This window comes from Amycolatopsis sp. NPDC114503, assembly GCF_055633655.1.
Window position 1 is genome coordinate 246,205 of record NZ_JBVKDT010000010.1, and the last position, 20,244, is coordinate 266,448.

The window sequence follows — 20,244 nt, forward strand, 5'->3', positions numbered from 1 at the left end:
ATCTGGCAGTGACCGCATTCAGATGCTGAGGACTAGATGCCCATGCTCGCGCCGAGAGTGTCCAGCGCCTTGGTGACCATGCCCTGAGCGGCAGCGTTCAGGTTGGCGTTGGTGCCGTTCACAACCCAGTCCGAGCCGGAGAACATCACCACGGTCACGCCGTTGTCGACGCCGCCGTCAGTGCCGCTGCTGTTGATGCCGAGCAGCGAAGCCGCCTTCACCGACGCTTCGCCCAACTCGCGGGAGTCGTTGTCCGAAGTGTCCTGGTCGTTCGCGGTCTGCGTGTCGCCGAAGATCGCGCCGATCACCTTGCTCTTGTAGAACATCAGCGCGAACTGCCTGCCCTTGATGCCGTGCTCCTTGTAGAAGAAGTGCGGGCAGGGGCTCTTCTTGTCGTAGCAGTCGTCGCCGAGGACGTAGAACGGAACCTTGTGCGCGCCGAGCGACTTTCCGTTGCTGTCCTTGAAAGTCGTGGTGCCCTGGTGGTCGGGATCAGGGTCGGGGTCGCTGCCGTCGGTGTCGACGGCCAGGCCGGAACCGTAGGCGTAGACGCCCTTCGCCACCTGGTAGACGTTGACGTTCTTGGCCCGCGTCATGGTGTTGATGTGCGGTTTGGAGTTGACCTTGTTCGCATCGGTGCTGTTCTTCTTGACGCCGGCCAGCACCTCCGCGGCCGTGTACGACTTGGCAGCGGTGTCCGTGGTGGCCGCGTGAGCGGAGTTGACGGCGAGCGGGACGGCGAGCGCCAGAGCGGCGCCGACCACAGCGAAACGCCTACGGGAGGATGACATGACCGGGCGACCTCCAGCCTTCATTAGGAAAACTTCCTAATGAAGTGAACCATCCGTGACCGGTCGTTGTCACGAGGTCACTTCGAGAAAGTTCGGGGACAGCGGCCTGGTGCTGGGAATCCACGCGGGACAGGTGCCGCTGAACGGAACTCCGGCGCGCTAGTGCAGCTCGAAGCTGTACACCTGGTGCCCGTCCACGAAGAAGTAAATCTGGACTACCCGGCTGGCGCGGTGCGGCAGAGCGTCGCGCATCGCGAAGAAGATCGTCCTCATCGCCTGGAAAACCGTGGTGCGGTCCCGCACCGCTCCGTAACTGCTCTGGAGATCCAGGCGCACACTGGATTGGTTGTTCTTCTGTGCGCTGTCGAGACGCGCCGCGGCGGTGGCGGCGAACTCGCCCGCCGGGGTGTAGTCCCCTTCCCGCTCGGTGCCGCGAGCCTCCGGCGGCGTCAGCAACAGCGGGTCGAACTGCCCGCCCGCGTCCGAGACGGTCTTGCTCGGGGCAGCCGTCCGGAGGTTCGGTTTGGGCGGGTCCTTGCGCGGAGAGAGGTCGAACGTGGCCGACGGGCCTTTGAAGATCTTCTCGCCGGGCGCGGACGGAACCGGCGGTGCGATCGACGGCGGCACGACCTGTGCGTACGGACTGCCCGCGCCCTCCTGCTGGCGCTCCATCGCCTTTCCCGGCTGGTGCTTGATCAAGCCCTCCACGACACTGTGGATAGAGCCCCGCTCCGCGGGGGTCACGCGCGCCTGGTCCAGCGCCACGTCGACAACCTGAATCAATCCCGAGGCGACCGCCGACTTGGCGCCGTCCACGACGAGCTTCCGCAAACCGTCGGACAGCCCCATCCGGCGAAGGATCGGCGTGAGGGTCGAGTCGACGACCACGGCACCGGCCGCCTCTCCGACGTTCTTCGGCCGCTTGTCCGGGTCGGCCTGCGCCGGACCGGCGCGCAAGGGGTCCAGCCGCTCCGCCGGAATGGCGGCGGGCAACTGTTTGGCGATCGCGTGCGCGAGGATGTGCGGCGTGCCGGACACCGCCCCGGACAACCACACCTGAGCCCACGCCATCTTCGCCGCATCGCCGACGAACAACGGCAGGATCGCGAACTTCACCTCATCGGTAGTGCGCAGTGCCTGACCGCCCTGTCGTCGCTGCACTTCGGTCAGATAGGTAGTGAGCACCTTCTCGACCTCGTCGTGGGTCGCGACCGGCTTCCCGCTGGTGGTGTCGGCCTGCCGCTGGATCGCCGCGACCGGGCCGCCGGGAACTGCCCCCGACCCCGCGTCGGCCGCCCGCTCGGCCGGGTCCCCGGGCGCACTGACCCCCGGCACGAGGCGGCTGGCGTGCCGCTGCTGCACCACATGGGCCGCCTCGTGCGTCAGAAGGTGCTCGTCGGGGGTGCCGGCGACGACGATGTCCTCGCCGGAGGTGTAGGCGATCGCGTCGAGGTCCCGCGCGGAGCGGGCCGCCTCGGGGCCGGTGTGCACCCGGACGTCGCGAAGGTCCTCGCCCCATCGGTCTTCCAACCGACGCCGCACCTCGGACGGAAGCGGAGTCCCAGCCGAGCGCGCTGGGATCTGGCTGAAGTCCGTTGAGATGGCAGTCGGCGTCTCCTGGACCTCGTCCGGCGCGACCTGAGATACCGGATCAGGCTTCCGCCTCGTCGGACGGTGGTCGTGGGACCGCATACCGCGCCTCGCTTCCGATCGCCTGGCTACGGCTTCAGCCCTCAGGATCGACCGGGTGCGTCACCGTCCCATCACCGCCGCGTCAGGACGCGCAGTAGGCCTTGAGCGCGGCGTTGCCGAGCGCGGTCTGCCCCGGGGTCGCCGTTCCCGCCAGATGGTTCTCGTTGGCCGCGACCAGCACCTGCTTGCTGCCGTCGTCGCTGGTCAGCCACAGGTTGTAATATCCCAGCACCCCGCCGCTGTGATTCCAGACCATGCCGCAGGCCGTCGGCGACAGGCCGATCCCCAGCCCGTACTGGTTGCCCGCGTTGTCGGTCGGCACCGTCGTCTTCAGCTCGGTCTGCTGCTGCGGCGGCAGGAGCTTTCCGCTCAACAGCGCGCGTTCGAAGTTCGCCAGATCGTCCTCAGTGGACACAATGGCGCCGGCGGTCCCGAAGGCCTGCACATTGGAGACCGTGACGTCGTTGTAGAACGCGCCGAGCACGATGTAGTAGCCGTTCAGATAGTTGCCGGCCAAACCGGGATCGGCGGTCGGGAAGGACGTGCCGCTCAGGCCCAGCGGCTCGATGATGCGCCGCTGGATCTCCGCGGCCGGTTCGTTCCCGGTCACCGCCTTGATCACCATGCCGGCGACCACGTAATTGGTGTTCGAGTAGTGGAACCCCGCGCCCAACGACGGATGCGACGTCGCGATGTTCACCAGCGTCTGCGGCGGCCACGGCTGCCGGGGATCGGTGTTCGCGACGTAGGAACTGAGGAACCGGAGGTCGCCCGCGTAGTCCGGCAGGCCCGAAGTCTGGTGCAGCACCTGCCGGACGGTGATCTTCGTTCCGTCGTTCCCGTTGGCGTTCACCGCGCCGGGCAGCCAGCGGGCGAGCGGGTCGTCGAGGGACAGCCTGCCCTCGGCTTCGAGCTGCAACAGGACCGCCGCGGTGAACGCCTTGGTGTCGCTGCCGATCCGGAACTGCGCTTTCGGATCGGCCGGGGTCTTGGTGGTGAGGTTTCCGTATCCGGCATGGATGTAGTGAGCGGTTTCGCCGTTGCGAACCAGGCCGATCACCCCGGGATACCCCGCGCTGATCCCGGCCTGGGCGCCCGCCTGGAGGATCTCCGCCGGAGTCTCCGCCGAAGCCGGGCCGGCCAGGCCGGTCAAGGCGGCTGCCACGGCTGCCGCGACGGCTCCGAAAGCCTTGCGTCTCATCGCACTCCTCGCATCGATGGTCGCCGGGTTCGCCGATTCCTGAACGGCCCCAGCGACTTCCGGCGAGAGGCGTGCGCACCGTATCCGCTCTCGATCAAACTTCGATGAATCGCCAGAGGAAACCCGGAGGAGACCCCAGACGAAACATCAGAGCTTCGCCGCGTCCGCAATCGCCTGCGCGAACGGCCGCGGAGCCTCCTGCGGCACGTTGTGCCCGATGCCGTCGAGGATCCGGTGCTCGTACTTCCCGGTGAACTTGGCGCGGTAGGCCTTGCCGTCCTTGGCCGCGCCGTCGAAGTCGCTGGACAGCGTGATCGCCGGAACGCCGATGGTCGCTCCCGCGGCGAGTTTCTGTTCGTACGCCTCATATTGCGGCTCGCCCGGAGCGAGACTGAGCCGCCAGCGGTAGTTGTGGATGACGATCGCGACGTGGTCCGGGTTGTCGAACGCCGCGGCACTGCGGTCGTACGTCGCGTCGTCGAAGTGCCAAGCCGGCGACGCCGTCTTCCAGATCAGCTTGTTGAAATCGTGCCGGTTCGCCGCGTAACCGGCGCGGCCGCGCTCGGTCGCGAAGTAATACTGGTACCACCAGCCCAGTTCGGCGGCCGGGGGCAGCGGCTGGAGGTTGGCTTTGAGGTTGGCGACGATGTACCCGCTCACCGGCACAACCGCCTGGCACCGCTCGGGCCACAACGCCGCGATCACCGCGGCGGTCCGGGAACCCCAGTCGTACCCGCCGAGAATCGCTTTGTCGATCTTCAACGTGTCCATCAGCGCGACGACGTCCTGCGCGATAGCCGTCTGCTGTCCATTTCGGACAGTACTGGCCGACTTGAACACCGTCGGGCCGAAGCCGCGCAGAAACGGGACGATCACCCGGAACCCTTGCGCGGCAAGAAGAGGCGCGACGTCGGCGTAGCTGTACGGGTCATACGGCCAGCCGTGCAACAGCAGCACCGGCTTGCCGCCAGCCGGGCCGAATTCCGCGTATGCCATTGAAACGACCCCGGCGTCCGCGTGCTTGATCGTGCCCAGCGAAGTGTGTTCGCCCGAGCCCGCGCGGAGGTCGGGGCCGGCGGCGGGCTGCGAGGCAGCAGGCGAGGAGCAGGCAGCGAGAGAGGTCGCCGCCAGACCGGCCGCGAACGCCTGGGTGAATCGTCTCCTGCTGATCATCTGAACTCCTGTGCGCGAGACCGTGGGACGGCCTCGACGCTAGGGAGCCCGCCCGCCGCCCGCGCCCGTCAGATGACGCAACCGGCGTAAGTCAGTCGCCGAGCGCCTTCACCGCGTCGGCCAGCTCCGCACGGGAGCTGACGCCGAGCTTCGGGAAGATCCGGTGCAGGTGGGTCCCGACGGTCCGGTGCGAAAGATAGAGCCGCTGCCCGATCTCCCGGTTCGTCAGCCCCTCGGCGGCCAGCTGCGCGATGCTCAGCTCGTGCGGAGTCAGCTTGTCCCGGGCGTCCGGACTCCGGTTCGGGCTCGACTCCCCCGCGCTGCGCAGCTCGCGCCGCGCCCGCTCGGCCCACGCCGTCAGGCCGAGCGCGTCGAAAGTCTCCCGCGCGGTTCGCAGGTGCGCCCGCGATTCGACGACCCGGCGCTGCCGCCGCAACCACTCGCCGAACGCCAGGTGGACCCGCCCGCGTTCGGCGGGCCACCCGCTCAAGTCAGCCCGCAAAGCCGCCGTGAACAGGTCTTCCGCGGTGTTCTTCGGGGCGAGCACAGCCCGCGCGTACCGCAGACCGATGTGCAGCGCCGGGGCCGCGGTCACCTCGGCCAGCGGCTCCAGCCCGGCCAGGATTTCCCGCATCGTCTCGGTCTGCCCGGCGCGGACGGCAGCCTCGGTCAGCTCCGCGACGCAGTACGCGCGCAAGGCCAGCTGGTAGGCCGGATCGGCGGGGTCGAGCAACCGGCGCAGGTCGGCGAACGCGTCCTCGTACCGGCCTTCGCTCAACCCCGCGAGCCCGCGCGCGAGTTGGACCGTGGCCAGCACCGGACGCGCGCCCGCCGCGAGGCCCGCGCGTTCGGCCTCGTCGGCGAGCGCGCTGGCCTGTTTGTGGTCGCCGCGCAAAGCCGCGATCTCGGCCTGGACCGCCAGCGCCAGCCCGCCCATGAACGGCTGGCCCGTCTCCCGCGCGAGCCGGACCGCTTCGGCGGCAGAAGGCGCAGCTCCGGCCAGGTCGCCGAGCCGGACCCGGCTCCACGCCTGGACGGCCAGCGCACGCGGCAACACCCCGAGCTTGCCTTGCGCCCGCAAGCCCGGCACCGCGGCCGCCGAAAAGCGGGCGGCCAGGTCGAATGCGCCGACCTGCAAGGAAGCACTGCCCAGGTACCGGTCGGTTTCCGGATCAGCTCCGGCCGCTCCGGCGAGCACCCGAAGCTGCTCCAGCACCGCGGTACCGCGCTCAAAGGGCGCGACGTACGCGGCGACCGCGATCAGGCGCGGGTCGTCGTCGGGGATCGGCAGCGCCGAGGAGACGTCCAGCAGCGTCCGACGGGCCGTCTCGCCGGGTTCGGCCCAGAAACACCGCATCGCGGCGCCCCACAGGATCCGCATCGCCGCGTCCTCCTGCCCGTCCGCGGCAACGGATTCGGCGAGGGCTGCCAACTCCCCGATCCGGGCCGGATCCTCGCGGACGCCGTCCTCGAAACCGCTGAGCAACTGGCTCGCGGTCGCCTTCCGGCGCGGGGAAAGCGACCCGTCGCGCACCAAGCGTTCGGCTGTCTCGCGGCGACCCGATTCGACCGCCAGCTCAGCGGCCCGCAGCAACCGATCCGCGCGTGCGTCCGAGTCTTCGCTGAGCCGCGCCGCCTGCTCCAGCGCGGCGATCGCGGCGGCGGCCCCGCCCCTCCGGCGAGCCCGATCGGCCGCCGATTCCAAAGCCGCGGCCACGGTTTCGTCAGGTCCGGCGGCAGCCCGGGCCTGGTGCCACGCGCGCCGATCAGGCTGTTCGCGCACCGTCTCGGCCAGCGCGAGCTGCGCCCGCCGCCGGTCGCCGAGCGTCGCGGCGGCGGGAATGGCCGAACGCATCAACGGGTGCCGGAAGGTCACGCAGCCGACCGCGAACTCGACCAGCCGGGCGTCGACAGCGGGGCCCAGCACCTCGGGTTCGACCGGTGTGCCGAGCAGAATCCCCGTCGCGGCAAGGGTTTCGGCAATCGAACCGGCCTCGTTGAGCGCCGCGACCAGCAGCGCGGCGCGGGTGGGTTCGGGCAGCGTCGCAACGCGGGAGGCGAATGTCCGCTCGAGCCGTTCGGTCAGCGGCAGGACCGGGTCGAACACGTCGAGGTCGGCCACCGCCGCGGGAAGCTCGGTCAGCGCGAGCGGATGTCCCGCGGACTCGGCGAGCAGCCGCGTCCGGACCATCGGATCCAGCCGAGGCGCGACCGAGTCCAGCAGTTCCGCGGCGGCGTCGTCGGTGAGGCGGCCGAGCGGCATCGGCGAGAGACCGGCGTCGAGCAGCGGGCCGGAATCGTCCCGGAGCGTCGCGATCAGCGCGACCGGCTCGGTCTCGATCCGCCGTGCGACAAAAGCCAGGACGTCCGCGCTGGCGCGATCCAGCCAATGGGCGTCCTCGACGACGACCAGCACCGGCTTCGCGGCGGCGGTGTCGGCCAGCAGCGTCAACGCGGCGAGGCCTACCAGATACGCGCTGGGTTCCGGCCCGTCCGCGAGGCCGAGCGCGGTTTCCAAAGCAGTCCGTTGCGGCGCGGGCAACCCGGCGACGCCCGCGCGGACGGGGTGCAGCAACTGGTGCAACCCGGCGTAGGCGAAGTCCTGCTCGGCCTCGGCACCGGTCGTCCGCAGCACCCGCATCCCGGCGACCGACGCAGCTGCGGCAGCCGCGGCGACGAGCGCGGACTTCCCGATCCCGGCCTCGCCGCGGATGAGGACGCCGACACGTCCTTCCGGGCCGTCGACCAGCTCGGTCAGCTCCTTGAGCTCGGCGTCCCGTCCGTGCAGCGTCATGATCCCTGACGATACCGGGAGCCGACGTACGGCGACGGCGTCGTCCGACGGGCGCGAAGGGTGCTGTGACCGCCTTAGTTTCAGGCGAAAGCGACCCTCCACAAAGGAAAGCGATGAGACGCACCCGAACCCTTCTCTCGGCGTTGCCGCTCGCGGCGCTGCTGGTGACCACCGTCACCCAGCTCGCGCCCAGCGCCGCCGCGGCTGAGACCACCGCCTGCACCACCACCGGAGTCACCGCGCCCAGCGGCGCGAAGATCGAATCGGTTCAGGCCGAATCGAAGCCCGGCTACTGCGAAATCACCGTCACGCTCACCCACCCCGGGGCAAATGACCACGTCAAGGTCGCCGTGGCGCTGCCGCAGACCGGGTGGACCGGACGGCTCCAGGCCGTCGGCGGAAGCGCGTACGCCGCCGGCGACTTCGGCGCACCGCTGGCCCAGGCCGCCAAGGACGGCTACGCGGGCGTGACCACCGACGCCGGCGTCCTGACCGGGCTCGACACCTCGTGGGCGCTGACCGCACCGGGCAAGGTCAACCAGCCGCTGCTGACGAACTTCGCGACCCGCTCGGTGCACGAGGCCGCGCTGATCGGCAAGGACGTCACGCAGCGGTTCTACCACCGGCCAGTGACCTATTCGTACTGGAACGGCTGCTCGACCGGCGGCCGTCAGGGCTACTCCGAGGCGCAGAACTACCCCGGCGACTTCGACGGCATCCTGGCGAACGCGCCCGCGGTCCACTGGACGCAGTTCGCGGTCGCGACGCTCTGGCCGCAGATCGTGATGAACCAGGAGCACGACTTCCCGAGCCCCTGCGTCTTCACCGCGTTCCGGCAGGCCGCGGTCAAGGCGTGCGACGCGAACGACGGCGTCAAGAACGGCATCGTCGACCGGCCGGACGAATGCAGCTACGACCCGCGCGCCCTGATCGGCACGAAGATCGTCTGCGATGGCAAGGAAGTCACCGTCACGGCCAAGGACGCCGACGTCGTGCGCAAGATCTGGGCCGGTCCGACCGACGAACGCGGCCGGAAGCTGTGGGACGGCCTCCCGAAGGGCGCCGATTTCACCTGGCTGGCCGGCACCGACGACACCCCGTCCGCGCCCGGGTTCCCGGTGGCGGTCAAGTGGGTGCAGTCGTTCGTCGCCAAACAGGCCGGTTTCGACACCTCGAAGCTCACCTACGCCCAGTTCGCCCAGGTGTTCCGCCAGTCGGTGCGTGAGTACGACGACGTCATCGGCACCGCCGACCCAGACCTGTCGGCCTTCCGCCGCACCGGCGGCAAGCTGCTGACCTTCGTCGGCTCGGACGACCAGCTCATCCCGCCCGGCGGCACGCTGCGCTACCGCGCCGAGGTCGAACAGGCGATGGGCGGCTCCCACCGGGTGAACGACTTCTACCGGCTGTTCCTGGCCCCCGGCGTCGAACACTGCGGCGGCGGGGCGGGTGCGGCACCCACGAACCCGCTCGGCGCGCTGGTCGACTGGGTCGAGCACGGCAAGGCTCCGGCCACCCTCGCGGCCGCGACCGCGGACGGCAAGCAGACCCGCGACCTGTGCGCGTATCCGCGAATCTCGCGGTACAAGGGCTACGGCGACCCGGCGGTCGCGTCCAGCTACCGCTGCCGCTGACCTGTGCCGTGCGTGCCGACCCCAGCGGCACGCACGGCACTTCCCTTTGCGACGTACAGCAATGCAGTCGGCTGACGGACGCGAAGATGATCAACTGCAGCCTAGTTTTCCTTCTATGCCTCACTTTCTTCGTACTGCCGTCCTCGGTTCAGTTGTCCTGCTGGCGACCGCGTGCTCTGCCTCCGCCGCTCCCCCAAGCCCGGCGGCCGCTCCTCCTGCCCCGGCCTCAGGGTGGCCACCCGCACCCGTCGTCCCGCTGCCGAGCCAGCCGCCGCCCGCACTCGTCGTCGACGCCCCGCTGCCGGAACAGCTCGCGAAGGGCCTGGTCGTCCTGCGCTACCGGGCGGAGAACCTGCGCATCGTCCCGGTCTACGGCCCGGCCGCGCTCGACGTTTCCCCGCGCATCGGCCACATCCACGTCACGGTCGACGACGCGCCGTGGCACTGGGCCGACGGCAGCGGCGAACCGCTGATCATCCAGGCGCTGCCGCCCGGCCCGCACAAGGTGTGGATCGGGCTGGCCGACCCGACGCACCACGTCGTGGACAGCAAAACCGTCAGCTTCGTCGTGCCGGCGGGCGGTCACCACTGAGCGGACCGGCACAATCGGGGGCATGCGATCCGAGGGTTCCCGATGACCGACCGCGCCGATCTCGTCGACGGCAGGCTCAAGCTGCGGCATCTGCGCTACGTCGTGGCCATCGCCGAGCACGGATCGCTGGTCGCCGCGGGCGAGCGGCTGCACGTCACCCAGCCGGTGCTGACGCGCGGGCTGCGCGAACTCGAGGCGATCCTCGGGGTCGCGTTGTTCGAGCGCGGCCCGCGCGGGATGACGCCGACGCTGTTCGGGGAGGTGTTCGTCGACCACGCCAAGGCCGTGCTCGCCGAACTCCGCCAGGCCGGGCGGCATCTCGAGGAATTGGTCGACGGCCACGCCGGCACTGTCACGATCGGCAGTTTCCTCGCCGGGGCGAGCGTGCTGCTGCCGCGAGCGGTCGCGCGGGTGAAAGCCGTCGCGCCCGACCTGACCGTCATCATCCGGCACGGCGGCCCGGAAGCGCTGTACGAGGCGCTGCTCGCGGGCGACATCGACCTCGTCGTCGGCACGCTCGAACCGGCGAACAACGACCGGCTGCGCCAGCACCACCTCTACTACGAACCCGCCCGCGTGGTGGCGCGCACCCAGCATCCCGCGCACCAGCGGCCCGGGCTCACGATCGCCGACCTGATCGGCGAACTCTGGTCGATGCCGCCCGCCGACAACCCGCAGCGGCGGCAGCTGGAAGAGCACCTTCTGAGCCGCGGCCTCTCGACCCCGGCCAACCGCATCGAATGCGGTTCGTTCCTGGCCGTGCGCGCCATCGCGCTGGAGACCGACACCCTGGTCGTGATGCCGCAGCTGGTCGCCGAAACCGAACCGGACCTGGCCCCGCTGCCGATCGACCTCGGCATCGTGGAATCGGTCGGCGTCACGCTGCCCGCGGGCAGGCAGCTCACCCCGACCATGCTGCTGATGACGCGAAAGCTGGACGAGGTGGCGGCCGAGATCCGGGCGACGATCACGAGCTATACCCACCAGACATAGCCGAGCGCCAACGCGGCATTGGACGGGCATGGCCACGGCTCCTAGCGTCGGAGCCATGGAAATGAATTCCTCCTGCTGCACCCCTCCCGGTTCCGGTTCGGCGACCATTGTGCGCCCGGTTCCGAAAGTCGGCGGAAGCTTCCGGCTGATCGACGATTCCGGCGCCGCGGTCACCGAACGTTCCTATTTCGGCGCCTGCCTGCTCGTCTTTTTCGGCTTCATGCATTGCCAGACCGTGTGCCCGCCCGCGCTGGCCCGGATCGACCAGGCGCTCGAAGAACTCGGCAAACTCGCGAATCGCGTGCGGGCCCTTTACGTGACGGTCGATCCGGAACGCGACACCCCGGAAGTCCTGCACGCTTTCCTGGCCGCTCGGCACCCGCGGATCACCGGGCTGACCGGGCCCGCCGAGGAAATCGAGTCGGTGAAGAAGGCGTATCACGTGCACGCCCGCCGAGTCGACGAACCGGACGGCTACCGGATGCCGCACAGCGCGTTCACCTTCCTCATGGGACCGGAAGGCAACTACCTCGCGCACTTCGCGGATACAGTGGACAGCACGGAAATCGCCGCCGCTGTCACGGCTTTCCTGGCAGCGCGGTGATGTCCTCCGCACCGGACATCTCGGGGTACCCCGCGCTCGACGACTTTCAAGCGGGACACGTCCAGCACGTGCGCAATCTTCTCGCCCAGCAGGACAACGAGTGGGCGAACATGGGCAGCATGCTGTGGGGCCAGGAATGGACCGACGCCTACCGCTATCAGCTCACCCAGATGGCCTATACCCTGGGTTTCGCGCATTTCCACCATCTTCCCGCCGCCCCCGGAACGTTCCGTCCGGTCTTCGAAGAGATCATCCGGAAAATGCAGCTTCCGGAAGTGTGGGCATACTGGCGCGAGGCCAGCCGGGGAAGCGTCCGCAACAATCCGGACATCACCGAATTGCGCGAGGGCTGGCGCGATCCGGTCTTCAAAGAAAACATCATGTACAGCGGCCGGTTCTTCGCGATCCTCGGCATGCACAGCATGCTGTTCGCCAGCGACCAGTACGACCGCGAGGGCGCGCTTTCCTTCCGCTGGGACCCGTTGTTCCAGGGACTCGGCACGGAAATCTACGAGTACTCGCTCAGCTCGCTCGCCGACAACCTGTACTGGCAGATGGCCGAACAAGGCTGGTACGGCATCGTCTGCGAACCCAACTGCCTTTTCCTCGTCTGCAACCAGTTCCCGATCCTCGGGTTCCGGTTCCTCGACCTGCGCAAGGGCACTGCGGTCGCCGAAGAGGTCACCCAGGCTTACCAGGCGGCGTGGGACAAGCGGGGAATCCTCAACGAATACGGCGAGTACTGGCGACTCTGGCTGGTCGAGCAGAATCGTCCGGAAATGCCGCTGGAAGGCGGTGGAAACGCCTGGACGGCGCTGAACCTGAACGCCTGGAGCCGCGACCTGGTGCACCGGCTCTACCCGGACCAGATCCGCGACGAGATCCGGCGCACCCCGGACGGCCTGGTCACCCTCGCCGAGCCGACCGCGGCGCTGGAGGCCCGCAAAGCCCGCCTCGCCGGCCGCGAACCGGAGTTCACCCGCGACCTGGACTTCACCTGGCGCGCTCCGGCTTTCGGCTACGTCGCCGGCTGCATGGCCGAGGTCGGCGACGAGGAAAACCTGCGCGGGCTGCTCGGCTACGCCGACGCCTACCTGAATCCGACCTGGGAGAACGGCGGCCTGTTCTACCCGCGCCAGGACCGCTCGTTCGACGAGAACGGCAACCTGATCTTCATGGACCGGCTGACCGGGAACGCAATGCTGGGCTACGCCCGGCTGAACGTCCCGGACGGGCTGTGGAAGATGTATCACCATCCGTGGACCGCGGAGCACTTCCGCGAGCCGCGGGTGACCGGGATCGACGGCACGGCCGAGGTTCTCCGCGCCTGGTACGACCGGGAGAAGTCGTTGCTGGCACTGACTTTGCGCCCGGTCGCCGGAAAACACACCGACGTGACGCTGAGGATCGGCAACGCCGAGGCGCACTGGAAACTCTTCCGCGACGACGTGTTCGCCGCCGATTCCTCCGGGACGGAAATCCCGGACCTGCACGCCCGGCGAGAGGGGAACGACCTCGTCGTCAGCCTCCCGCTGCGGGTGCGGACCAATCTGACGCTCTGCTTCTGAGGAGAAAACCGTGAAACTGGCCAATGTGGACGGCCGGGCCGTCCTGCTGACCGCCGAGGACAAGGGAATTGACGTCGCCACGGCTTCGGGCGGTCTCTTCGGCTTCGGTTCCGTCTACCGGAACTGGCCCGAATTCCAGGCGTGGGCGAAAAACCTCACCGCTGAACCCGACGTCACCTTCACCCGCGCCCAGCTGGGTCCGCCCTCCCCCGCCCCGCAGCAGATCGTGGCGATCGGGCTCAACTACGACGCTCACGCCGCGGAGTCCGGTTTCGCCGCGCCGGACGGTCTTCCTCCGGTGTTCGCCAAATTCGTTTCCGCGCTGACCGGTCCCGACGCCGAGGTCGTGCTGCCGCCCGGCGGCACCGTGGACTGGGAGGTGGAACTGGTCGCGGTCGTCGGCCGGACCGCCGCCAGGGTCGAGGAATCCGAGGCGTGGGACCACATCGCCGGGGTGACGATCGGGCAGGACCTTTCCGAGCGCGTCTCGCAACTGGCAGGCCCGGCCCCGCAATTCGGGCTGGGGAAGTCTTTTCCGGGCTTCGCGCCGGTCGGGCCGTGGCTGGTCACGCCGGACGAGCTGGCGGATCGAGACGACCTGGCCCTGTCGTGCGCGGTCGACGGCGAGACCGTGCAGGACGGCCGCACTCGCGAGCTGATCTTCCCTGTCGCGAAGCTGATTTCCGCTCTGTCTCAGATCATCACCTTGTATCCGGGCGATCTCGTCTTCACCGGAACGCCGTCCGGCGTGGGCGTCGGCCGTACGCCGCAGCGATTCCTGCGAGCCGGGGAAGAGCTGGTCAGCCGGATCGAAGGCCTCGGCGAAATGCGGCAGACCTTCGTCGCCGCGCAGGAGGCCTGACATGGGAATGCATCGGCTGACCCGGGTCACGATGGGTGTCCCGAACGTCGAGGAAACCATTGCCTACTACGCTGATTTCGGGCTCACCCACGCCGGCGGCGGGTCCTTTACCACCCTCGACGGCGGCGAGCAGCTGCGCGTCCGGCACGCGCCTTACCGGCAACTGCTCGAACTCGGAGTGGGAGTCGACGACGCCGACGACATCGCGCGGACCGCGGCGCGCCTCAACCGGCTCGGCGTCGTCAGCACCGAAACCGGCACCGCCGTCGCGGCGATCGAGCCGGTCGCCGGATTCACCGTCCGGGTCGAGATTTCGCCGCGGATCACGCAGCGGCCCGTGTTGGCCACGCCGTACAACGGACCCGGTCGCATCGAGCGGTCCGGCCGCGCGCCCGGCGTAGTGCGCACCGGCGCGGTCCTGCCGAAGAAACTCGGCCATTGCGTGGTGGGCACCACCGATCTCGACACCACCATGCGCTTCTTCACGGAGGCGCTCGGTTTCAAGGTCAGCGACTACATCGGGAACAAGGGCGCGTTCATGCGCTGCTCAGCCGATCACCACAACGTGCTGGCGCTCGCCGCGCCGGTGAACTTCCTGCACCACACGTCCTGGCAGGTCGACGACATCGACGACGTCGGCCGCGGCGCCGCGGCGATGCTGAACGGCCATCCCGACCGGCACGTCTGGGGCCTCGGCCGCCATCACGCGGGCTCCAACTTCTTCTGGTATCTCAAAGACCCGGCGGGGAATTTCAGCGAGTACTACTCCGACATGGACTGCGTCCCCGAGGACGAGATCTGGACGCCGGAGGTTTTCGAAGGCGCCCAGGGCCTGTTCAGCTGGGGGCCGCCCCCGCCGCCGTCGTTCCTCGAACCGGACGACCTCGGCGCGCTCATGACCGGCCAGCATTCCGCCAAGTAATCCCCAGTAATCCCCAGTAATTCCGAAAAAGGAGAGAAATCATGTCTGAATCCCTGTACGTCCGCCAGATTCCGGACAACCTGAACATCCGCTTCGTCGAAAACCGCATCGTGGTCAAGCGCCCGGCGCAGGAGGTGTACGACTGGGTCACCACCTGGTCGAACCTGCCGAAGTGGCTGCCGATGGCATCCGGGACCGAAGTGCGGCGCGGCACGCCGGACGCGCCCGCGGAACTGGGCGACGTACTGCTCGAAAATATCATGCCGGACCTGAACGAAAAGCCGAAGCTGTACACCGTCGTCGCGCGGGTCCCGGGCAAACTCTGGACGGTCGTCGGCCGCGACGTGCTCGAAGACGGAACCCTGGCGCCGTCGATGCACGCGATCGCCACCTTCACCACCTTCGACCTCGGCGACGGCACGACCCTGTTCTGCCGCCTGTTCGAGCGGCTGATCCCGCCCACCGAGCCTGCCGGACCGCACCCGGTCGAGGACCCGGCGCGCATCCAGCCCGGACTGGAACTGCTGAAGGCGCACATCGAGGGCACCGCGGTGTAATTCCGCGGTTGGCCTCTCTGCTCCGCGGCACTGCGTCGCCTGGGTCAACCCGGCGACGCAGTGCCAGCTGCAAGCTAGCGCGAGACGGTGACCGTCGGGCCTTCCAATGTCTCGTACGAGTAATTGTCTCCGACGAACTGGTGCTCGATGACATACTGGCCGAGCTGTGCGCTGGCGAAAACCCCGATGGAGAAGGTGAAGGTTTTGCTGCCGTTGATCGGGACGTCGCCCACGTCGTAGCGAATGGTGTTTCCGGCCTGGTAGCACAGCGCGCAGGTGCTGATGTCCAGGAGCTGGTTGATCGCGCCGTTCGTCACGCCCAGGCCCAGCTTTCCGCCTTTCAGCGGATCAGCGTCGGCGTTCGACAGAGTCACCGAGAAGGTCAGTGCCGCTCCTGGCGCGACAGTGGCCGGCGTAATGCTCACCGTGCTCGACGGCGCCGGATCCGCGCTCGCGGGAACGCTCATCCCCAACAAGGCGAGAACGCACATCACCGCGACAATAGCTTTTCTCATCACAGCTGATCACCCAATCCATGGTCGGCACAACACAGGAAAAAGGGATGAACCCGCCTCGTCCGCCGCGCGCTTGCCCGGCCGTTCGGAGCACAGCTGCTCATTCTTTCGGCCGCACTGCATTTCGTCGCCTTCACACCGGATTGACCGAGAGCGGGGAATGCGACCTCCTTCTGGGCCAGACCCCCGACAGGTCGACGTTAGCCCGGAAATGATAGCGGGAATCCGACCCGTCGCGCGAGAACTGTTCTTCGATCGCCGCTATCGTCGAAGGCAGGTCGCCCATTGCCGGGGACCGCTCGACGGGGGGTCGCCGCATGTATCTCAGCCCGCAGACTGTCGCAATGCCCGGCCAAATCTGGGGCGTGGCGGCACCCGGCCCGGACGGCCCGCTGGTCGCGACCACCTACGACGGCGACAATCTGTCCCGCACCGTGCTTACCGCACTCGATTCCTCGGGTGGAGTGCGCTGGAGCTACCGGGCCGACGGCCACCCGTATCCGCCGCTGATCAGCGTCAGCCGGACGGTGTGGATCGCCCAACGAGACGCAGGCTGCTACGTCCTGACCGAACTCGACCTCACTGGCTCGGTCCTCCGCTCAGTCGTGCTCGAACACGAACCGCACGAGCATCTCGGCGCGTTCGTCCTTCTGGCGGACGGCTTCTGCGTATCGTGGCTTCCCGCCGACAGATTCCACATCGTGCCGCCTGGTCGCACACCCCGGGTGGCCCGCCACGACGAGTGCGGCCGGACAGTCTGGTCCACTTCCGTCCCGCTCCACTCGCTGAAACCGGAGGACACCGACTCAGCCGAACGCCCGGGGCCGCCACGAGAGCCCCGAACGCTCACCGCGGCGCACTGGCAACCGCTGCTCGTCTCCGCCGACCGCATCGCGGCCGGTTTCGCCGACGACGGCAGCGGGATCGGCGTGACGCTCTTTCTCGACACCGCACACGGCAGCGTGATATCTCAGACCCGGCCAGGCCCGCGGAGTCAGTGCGCCATCGCCGCGCCCGGCGAATTCCTGATCGGCGAGCTGGGCTACAGCTTCTTCCGCACCACCCGGTACGACCGCACCGGAATGGCCACCCGAAGCTGGCCCAGCCACGGTTGGCTGCTGATCGACCGGCACGGCGGCATTCGCGGTCCCGAATCCCACAACATCGGCGGGCCACGCTCGCGATTCCGCGGCCTGGCCGAAAACGGTGCCCTGCTCGACGGACCGGTGGTGCGCGGCCACTTCACCACGTATCCGGCGCTGGACCGCAATGGCACGGCCGTGTTCTGGCGAGAAGGCCGCCTCCTCGCCGTCGATGCGGATTTTCACCTGCGCAAGCTCTTCCTCAGCGAAGACGACCGCAGGGTGATGGGCCGGATCCTGCTGCTCGCGGACGGGCTGGTCGTCTTCAGCCTGGGCAGCGAACTGCTGTTCTTCCGCGACACCGGCCTCGGCCCCCTGGACGACGGCCCGTGGCCGTGCGGCGGCGGAAATCTCAACGGCAACCCGGTGAGATACCAGTAGCGCTCAACCGGAACTGCTGCCCGGCCTTCCGGCACCGAGCAAGCGCAGCCCCTCCTCCAACTCCGCCAGCGCCGCATCGCCAAGGAAATGCTCTCGAACCGCACGGGCATGAGCGGGCAGCGCGGACTCATACGTGCGCAAACCCGCTTCAGCCAGCGAAATCCGCATCAACCGCCCGCGCCCCGCAGCCGCGCGGTCGACCAGGCCGCGCCGCTCCATGCGGGCGAGCTGATGCGAGAGCCGGGTCGCGGTCCAGCCCATCAGTTCGCCGAGCAGCTTCTGGCTCAACTGCCTGTCCTCGGCCTCGTGCAAGCGCGCCAGGATCTGGAAATCCGCGCCGGACAGCCCGGTCGCGGCGAACAGATCCCGTTCGACGGCCGCGACCACAGTGCCGCTGAAGTGCACGAACGAACGCCACACCACCGTCTCTCGCGGGGCGAGCGGCTCCGGGTCACGGCTCATGGTCTTCCTTACGTCGTCTCTTGCGGTAGTGTCGGACATCTGACTTGATACGTCAAGTTGACACATCAGGAGGAGCATCATGCGAACAGCAGCGATACTCGGCACCGGCGACGCGGGCTCCGCGATCGCGCGGCGGCTCCGGGAGCACGGCTTCGCGGTCCGCGCGTGGAACCGGACCGAATCCCGAGCCCAGCCGTTGACAGCGCACGGCGTGGCAGTCTTCCCTACCGCCGCGGAGGCGGTGCGCACAGCTGAGGTCGTCCTCGTCACGGTGTTCGACGCCGCTGCGGTGCTGGAGGTACTGAACGAGATCGCACCAGCCCTCGACTCCGAAGCGGTCGTATTGCAGAGCGCGACCGTCGGCCCGGACATCGACGGGATTGTCCAGACCGCGCAACGACTCGGCGTGACGTTGCTCGACGCGCCCTTCCTCGGCAACCCCAAGCTTGGCGGGCTCACGATCATGGTCGCGGGAGCCGTCGAACCCAAGCAGCTGGCGAGCCCGGTCATCGAGGCGCTCGCGTCCACTGTGGTCGATGTCGCGGACCGGCCGGGCGATGCGAGTTTGCTGAAATTGGCTTGCAACGCCTGGCTTTTCGGCCTGAATGCGATGGCCGCGCAGACCGCCGTGCTGACCGAATCGTTCGGGTTGGATTTCCGCCTCTTCCTCGACGCCGTCGCCGGCTCGAAGGCCGACAGCCCGTACCTGCACTATCGCGCGGCCCAGCTGTCCGGCGAAACCGACGAGGTGCTGAGCCCGGTCCGCGCCGCGGTCAAGGACCTCGCCCACATCCGCGCCGCCGCGACATCGGCCAGGGTGCCGGATCTGTTGCTGGACCGGCTCGCGCAGCTCTACACCGATGCCGCGGACAACGGCCTCGGCGACCACGACCTGGCCGCGATCCGCGTCGTCCTCGGAAAGCAGGCGGCATGACCAGCCTCGCCGGAGTGCACCACCTGAAGTTCCCGGTGAGCGACCTGTACCGCAGCCTGGCCTGGCGGGAACGCGCGTTCGGTGCGGCACGGCAGCCGCAGTGGGACCATCGCACGCCGGACGGGACGCTGTTCGGATACATCATCGTCATCCCTGGGATATCAGAGCCGGTCGAACTCAGACTCGCGCCCGGAACGGCCTCCGCCATGTCCGGCTTCGACCCGGTGACCTTCGCGGTAGCCGACCGGTCCGCCGTGCAGGAGTGGGTCGGCCGATTCGACGCGGCGAACGTGCCGAACTCCGGGGTGCTGCGCGGATTGCTCGGCTGGCTGGTCGTGGTGCACGATCCGGACGGCGCGTCGATCCGGCTCTACAGCAAGGAAACCCACGACTGGGACGCCGACCGCTCGGACCTCGAATCTCCCTGGATCGCGCCGCTGGCACGTGACCGCCCGGCCGGTCACCGCACCACGACGTAGTCTCCACCGGCGCGGGCCGCAGCGGGATCGGCGTGCGTTGACCCACTCGTCAGGAAACGCTCCCGAACCACACGGACCCAGGACCCGTCGAGAGGAAAAACAAGCACCAACTTCGTTCCGTCAGTTCCGCGCAGCATCGCCCCCTTTCTCAGGTTGCCGAGAAATTCGATGATGTCGCGTTCGATTTCCTCCGCGAATTCGCGGTGTTTCTCCTGCGAGATGTCGTACAGATCGGTGTCGATGTCGTAGGTGACCCGCTTGCCGCTCGCCGGATCCCGTGCCTCGAACTCCACCCCGAGCCAGCGCTGCGGGTCGACGAACACCGTCGCCTGCCACGTCAACCCGCGGAGTTGCCATCTCACCGAAGCGTCGTCGGCGACCACCGTCCACGTGGTGGTCGCCTCCAGCTCGCGCAGGAAGGCAAGGAGGCCAGTCATGCGGCCGATTCCAGGCCGCGAGCGCGCTGGCTCAGCGGACGGTGAACGGCAGGATCGAATACGAATGCTGACAGTCCAGCGCCACCCAGTAATTCCCGTTCCCCGCCGGAGTAACGTCCGGCCGCACAGTCGCCTGCGCGGTGCCGACATAGGTGGGCGGGTTCGTGGGGAAGCCGGTGAGCACGTTCGACCACAGCTGGCGCACCGGGCCGTCGTCCTTGCTGCATTGCCAGCTCATCGTCACCGGATCGCCGGGCGCACCCGAGTTCGGATCGAGGGTCAGCTGCGAAGTCCTCGGCGACGCGGCCGAAGCAGGCGCCATCGCGCCGATCCCGGCCAGTCCCAGCACGCCAAGCAAAACAATTGTCCGGCGAATCATAACCCCTCCCCAGGTTTCGAACTCCTCACGATAGAGCTGCGCGCTTCGCTCTGTCCAGACATCTCCGCGACCAGACGCCGCCCAGCGCGGTTCGAGGGCGGCGTCTGGCGCTTTCGCGAAACCGGCGGTTCT

The 20,244-nt window shown here is 68.5% G+C and carries 20 protein-coding genes; 11 read left to right on the top strand and 9 right to left on the bottom strand.

The window, feature by feature from the left end:
• Window positions 1–32: 32 nt before the first annotated feature.
• The 5 genes from ACZ7OI_RS36130 to ACZ7OI_RS36150 form a co-directional block, all read right to left on the bottom strand.
• Window positions 33–791 (bottom strand): glycoside hydrolase family 75 protein, encoded by a 759-nt coding sequence (locus ACZ7OI_RS36130; protein ID WP_470268568.1) that lies wholly within the window; start codon window positions 789–791, stop codon window positions 33–35.
• A gap of 159 nt (window positions 792–950) precedes the next feature.
• The gene (locus ACZ7OI_RS36135; protein ID WP_470268569.1) at window positions 951–2,483 is read right to left on the bottom strand and encodes an eCIS core domain-containing protein; all 1,533 of its coding nucleotides are present in this window, start codon (window positions 2,481–2,483) and stop codon (window positions 951–953) included.
• 82 nt (window positions 2,484–2,565) lie between these two features.
• Window positions 2,566–3,684, bottom strand: a complete 1,119-nt coding sequence (locus ACZ7OI_RS36140) for a serine hydrolase domain-containing protein (protein ID WP_470268570.1) — start codon at window positions 3,682–3,684, stop codon at window positions 2,566–2,568.
• Window positions 3,685–3,831: 147 nt separating this feature from the next.
• Window positions 3,832–4,857, bottom strand: coding sequence for an alpha/beta fold hydrolase (locus ACZ7OI_RS36145; RefSeq protein WP_470268571.1), 1,026 nt, complete (start codon window positions 4,855–4,857; stop codon window positions 3,832–3,834).
• 91 nt (window positions 4,858–4,948) lie between these two features.
• Window positions 4,949–7,651 carry an ATP-binding protein gene (locus ACZ7OI_RS36150; RefSeq protein WP_470268572.1) on the bottom strand — a complete coding sequence of 901 codons (2,703 nt, stop codon included), beginning with the start codon at window positions 7,649–7,651 and terminating at the stop codon, window positions 4,949–4,951.
• 113 nt (window positions 7,652–7,764) lie between these two features.
• Between ACZ7OI_RS36150 and ACZ7OI_RS36155 the strand changes: the two genes are divergently transcribed.
• The 8 genes from ACZ7OI_RS36155 (at window position 7,765) to ACZ7OI_RS36190 (ending at window position 15,383) form a co-directional block, all read left to right on the top strand.
• Entirely contained in the window at window positions 7,765–9,285 is a 1,521-nt protein-coding gene (locus ACZ7OI_RS36155) for a tannase/feruloyl esterase family alpha/beta hydrolase (RefSeq protein ID WP_470268573.1), read from the top strand.
• Window positions 9,286–9,400: 115 nt separating this feature from the next.
• Window positions 9,401–9,877 (top strand): DUF6130 family protein, encoded by a 477-nt coding sequence (locus ACZ7OI_RS36160; RefSeq protein ID WP_470268574.1) that lies wholly within the window; start codon window positions 9,401–9,403, stop codon window positions 9,875–9,877.
• Window positions 9,878–9,919: 42 nt separating this feature from the next.
• Window positions 9,920–10,870, top strand: a complete 951-nt coding sequence (locus ACZ7OI_RS36165; RefSeq protein ID WP_470268575.1) for a LysR substrate-binding domain-containing protein — start codon at window positions 9,920–9,922, stop codon at window positions 10,868–10,870.
• Window positions 10,871–10,925: 55 nt separating this feature from the next.
• Window positions 10,926–11,474, top strand: coding sequence for an SCO family protein (locus ACZ7OI_RS36170; protein ID WP_470268576.1), 549 nt, complete (start codon window positions 10,926–10,928; stop codon window positions 11,472–11,474).
• Entirely contained in the window at window positions 11,474–13,042 is a 1,569-nt protein-coding gene (locus tag ACZ7OI_RS36175; protein WP_470268577.1) for a linalool dehydratase/isomerase domain-containing protein, read from the top strand. The genes ACZ7OI_RS36170 and ACZ7OI_RS36175 overlap by 1 nt, the downstream gene beginning before the upstream one ends.
• Before the next feature lie 10 nt (window positions 13,043–13,052).
• A complete protein-coding gene (locus ACZ7OI_RS36180) occupies window positions 13,053–13,904 on the top strand; it encodes a fumarylacetoacetate hydrolase family protein (RefSeq protein WP_470268578.1) in 852 nt (283 codons plus the stop codon).
• A gap of 1 nt (window position 13,905) precedes the next feature.
• On the top strand, window positions 13,906–14,826 hold the full coding sequence (locus tag ACZ7OI_RS36185) for a VOC family protein (RefSeq protein ID WP_470268579.1): 921 nt from the start codon (window positions 13,906–13,908) through the stop codon (window positions 14,824–14,826).
• A gap of 41 nt (window positions 14,827–14,867) precedes the next feature.
• Complete coding sequence (locus tag ACZ7OI_RS36190) at window positions 14,868–15,383, top strand: SRPBCC family protein (RefSeq protein ID WP_470268580.1); 516 nt, start codon at window positions 14,868–14,870, stop codon at window positions 15,381–15,383.
• Window positions 15,384–15,457: 74 nt separating this feature from the next.
• Here ACZ7OI_RS36190 and ACZ7OI_RS36195 read toward each other — a convergent pair whose 3' ends face one another.
• A complete protein-coding gene (locus ACZ7OI_RS36195; protein ID WP_470268581.1) occupies window positions 15,458–15,898 on the bottom strand; it encodes a hypothetical protein in 441 nt (146 codons plus the stop codon).
• A gap of 344 nt (window positions 15,899–16,242) precedes the next feature.
• Here ACZ7OI_RS36195 and ACZ7OI_RS36200 point away from each other — a divergent pair, with 344 nt between their 5' ends.
• Window positions 16,243–17,421, top strand: a complete 1,179-nt coding sequence (locus tag ACZ7OI_RS36200) for a hypothetical protein (protein ID WP_470268582.1) — start codon at window positions 16,243–16,245, stop codon at window positions 17,419–17,421.
• Between the two features lie 3 nt (window positions 17,422–17,424).
• On the opposite strand, the gene ACZ7OI_RS36205 is transcribed toward ACZ7OI_RS36200, so the two are convergent.
• Window positions 17,425–17,883, bottom strand: a complete 459-nt coding sequence (locus ACZ7OI_RS36205) for a MarR family winged helix-turn-helix transcriptional regulator (RefSeq protein WP_470268583.1) — start codon at window positions 17,881–17,883, stop codon at window positions 17,425–17,427.
• A gap of 79 nt (window positions 17,884–17,962) precedes the next feature.
• Here ACZ7OI_RS36205 and ACZ7OI_RS36210 point away from each other — a divergent pair, with 79 nt between their 5' ends.
• Window positions 17,963–18,817, top strand: coding sequence for an NAD(P)-dependent oxidoreductase (locus ACZ7OI_RS36210; RefSeq protein ID WP_470268584.1), 855 nt, complete (start codon window positions 17,963–17,965; stop codon window positions 18,815–18,817).
• Window positions 18,814–19,296: a VOC family protein gene (locus ACZ7OI_RS36215; RefSeq protein WP_470268585.1), complete on the top strand. Its 483-nt coding sequence runs from the start codon at window positions 18,814–18,816 to the stop codon at window positions 19,294–19,296. The genes ACZ7OI_RS36210 and ACZ7OI_RS36215 overlap by 4 nt, the downstream gene beginning before the upstream one ends.
• Here ACZ7OI_RS36215 and ACZ7OI_RS36220 read toward each other — a convergent pair.
• Together ACZ7OI_RS36220 and ACZ7OI_RS36225 are read right to left on the bottom strand one after the other, a co-directional pair.
• The gene (locus ACZ7OI_RS36220) at window positions 19,278–19,733 is read right to left on the bottom strand and encodes a hypothetical protein (RefSeq protein WP_470268586.1); all 456 of its coding nucleotides are present in this window, start codon (window positions 19,731–19,733) and stop codon (window positions 19,278–19,280) included. The two genes, ACZ7OI_RS36215 and ACZ7OI_RS36220, sit on opposite strands and share 19 nt — an antisense overlap.
• A gap of 31 nt (window positions 19,734–19,764) precedes the next feature.
• Window positions 19,765–20,112: a hypothetical protein gene (locus ACZ7OI_RS36225; RefSeq protein WP_470268587.1), complete on the bottom strand. Its 348-nt coding sequence runs from the start codon at window positions 20,110–20,112 to the stop codon at window positions 19,765–19,767.
• Window positions 20,113–20,244 lie beyond the last annotated feature (132 nt).

What these genes read in the sequence shown, in the direction of transcription:
- ACZ7OI_RS36175 (WP_470268577.1), top strand. Translation starts at nt 11,474, where the DNA reads ATGTCCTCCGCACCGGACATCTCGGGGTACCCCGCGCTCGACGACTTT.
- ACZ7OI_RS36150 (WP_470268572.1), bottom strand. Translation starts at nt 7,651, where the DNA reads ATGACGCTGCACGGACGGGACGCCGAGCTCAAGGAGCTGACCGAGCTG.
- ACZ7OI_RS36165 (WP_470268575.1), top strand. Translation starts at nt 9,920, where the DNA reads ATGACCGACCGCGCCGATCTCGTCGACGGCAGGCTCAAGCTGCGGCAT.
- ACZ7OI_RS36135 (WP_470268569.1), bottom strand. Translation starts at nt 2,483, where the DNA reads ATGCGGTCCCACGACCACCGTCCGACGAGGCGGAAGCCTGATCCGGTA.
- ACZ7OI_RS36215 (WP_470268585.1), top strand. Translation starts at nt 18,814, where the DNA reads ATGACCAGCCTCGCCGGAGTGCACCACCTGAAGTTCCCGGTGAGCGAC.
- ACZ7OI_RS36200 (WP_470268582.1), top strand. Translation starts at nt 16,243, where the DNA reads ATGCCCGGCCAAATCTGGGGCGTGGCGGCACCCGGCCCGGACGGCCCG.
- ACZ7OI_RS36140 (WP_470268570.1), bottom strand. Translation starts at nt 3,684, where the DNA reads ATGAGACGCAAGGCTTTCGGAGCCGTCGCGGCAGCCGTGGCAGCCGCC.
- ACZ7OI_RS36145 (WP_470268571.1), bottom strand. Translation starts at nt 4,857, where the DNA reads ATGATCAGCAGGAGACGATTCACCCAGGCGTTCGCGGCCGGTCTGGCG.
- ACZ7OI_RS36155 (WP_470268573.1), top strand. Translation starts at nt 7,765, where the DNA reads ATGAGACGCACCCGAACCCTTCTCTCGGCGTTGCCGCTCGCGGCGCTG.
- ACZ7OI_RS36220 (WP_470268586.1), bottom strand. Translation starts at nt 19,733, where the DNA reads ATGACTGGCCTCCTTGCCTTCCTGCGCGAGCTGGAGGCGACCACCACG.
- ACZ7OI_RS36210 (WP_470268584.1), top strand. Translation starts at nt 17,963, where the DNA reads ATGCGAACAGCAGCGATACTCGGCACCGGCGACGCGGGCTCCGCGATC.
- ACZ7OI_RS36130 (WP_470268568.1), bottom strand. Translation starts at nt 791, where the DNA reads ATGTCATCCTCCCGTAGGCGTTTCGCTGTGGTCGGCGCCGCTCTGGCG.
- ACZ7OI_RS36170 (WP_470268576.1), top strand. Translation starts at nt 10,926, where the DNA reads ATGGAAATGAATTCCTCCTGCTGCACCCCTCCCGGTTCCGGTTCGGCG.
- ACZ7OI_RS36205 (WP_470268583.1), bottom strand. Translation starts at nt 17,883, where the DNA reads ATGAGCCGTGACCCGGAGCCGCTCGCCCCGCGAGAGACGGTGGTGTGG.
- ACZ7OI_RS36160 (WP_470268574.1), top strand. Translation starts at nt 9,401, where the DNA reads ATGCCTCACTTTCTTCGTACTGCCGTCCTCGGTTCAGTTGTCCTGCTG.
- ACZ7OI_RS36190 (WP_470268580.1), top strand. Translation starts at nt 14,868, where the DNA reads ATGTCTGAATCCCTGTACGTCCGCCAGATTCCGGACAACCTGAACATC.
- ACZ7OI_RS36185 (WP_470268579.1), top strand. Translation starts at nt 13,906, where the DNA reads ATGGGAATGCATCGGCTGACCCGGGTCACGATGGGTGTCCCGAACGTC.
- ACZ7OI_RS36195 (WP_470268581.1), bottom strand. Translation starts at nt 15,898, where the DNA reads ATGAGAAAAGCTATTGTCGCGGTGATGTGCGTTCTCGCCTTGTTGGGG.
- ACZ7OI_RS36225 (WP_470268587.1), bottom strand. Translation starts at nt 20,112, where the DNA reads ATGATTCGCCGGACAATTGTTTTGCTTGGCGTGCTGGGACTGGCCGGG.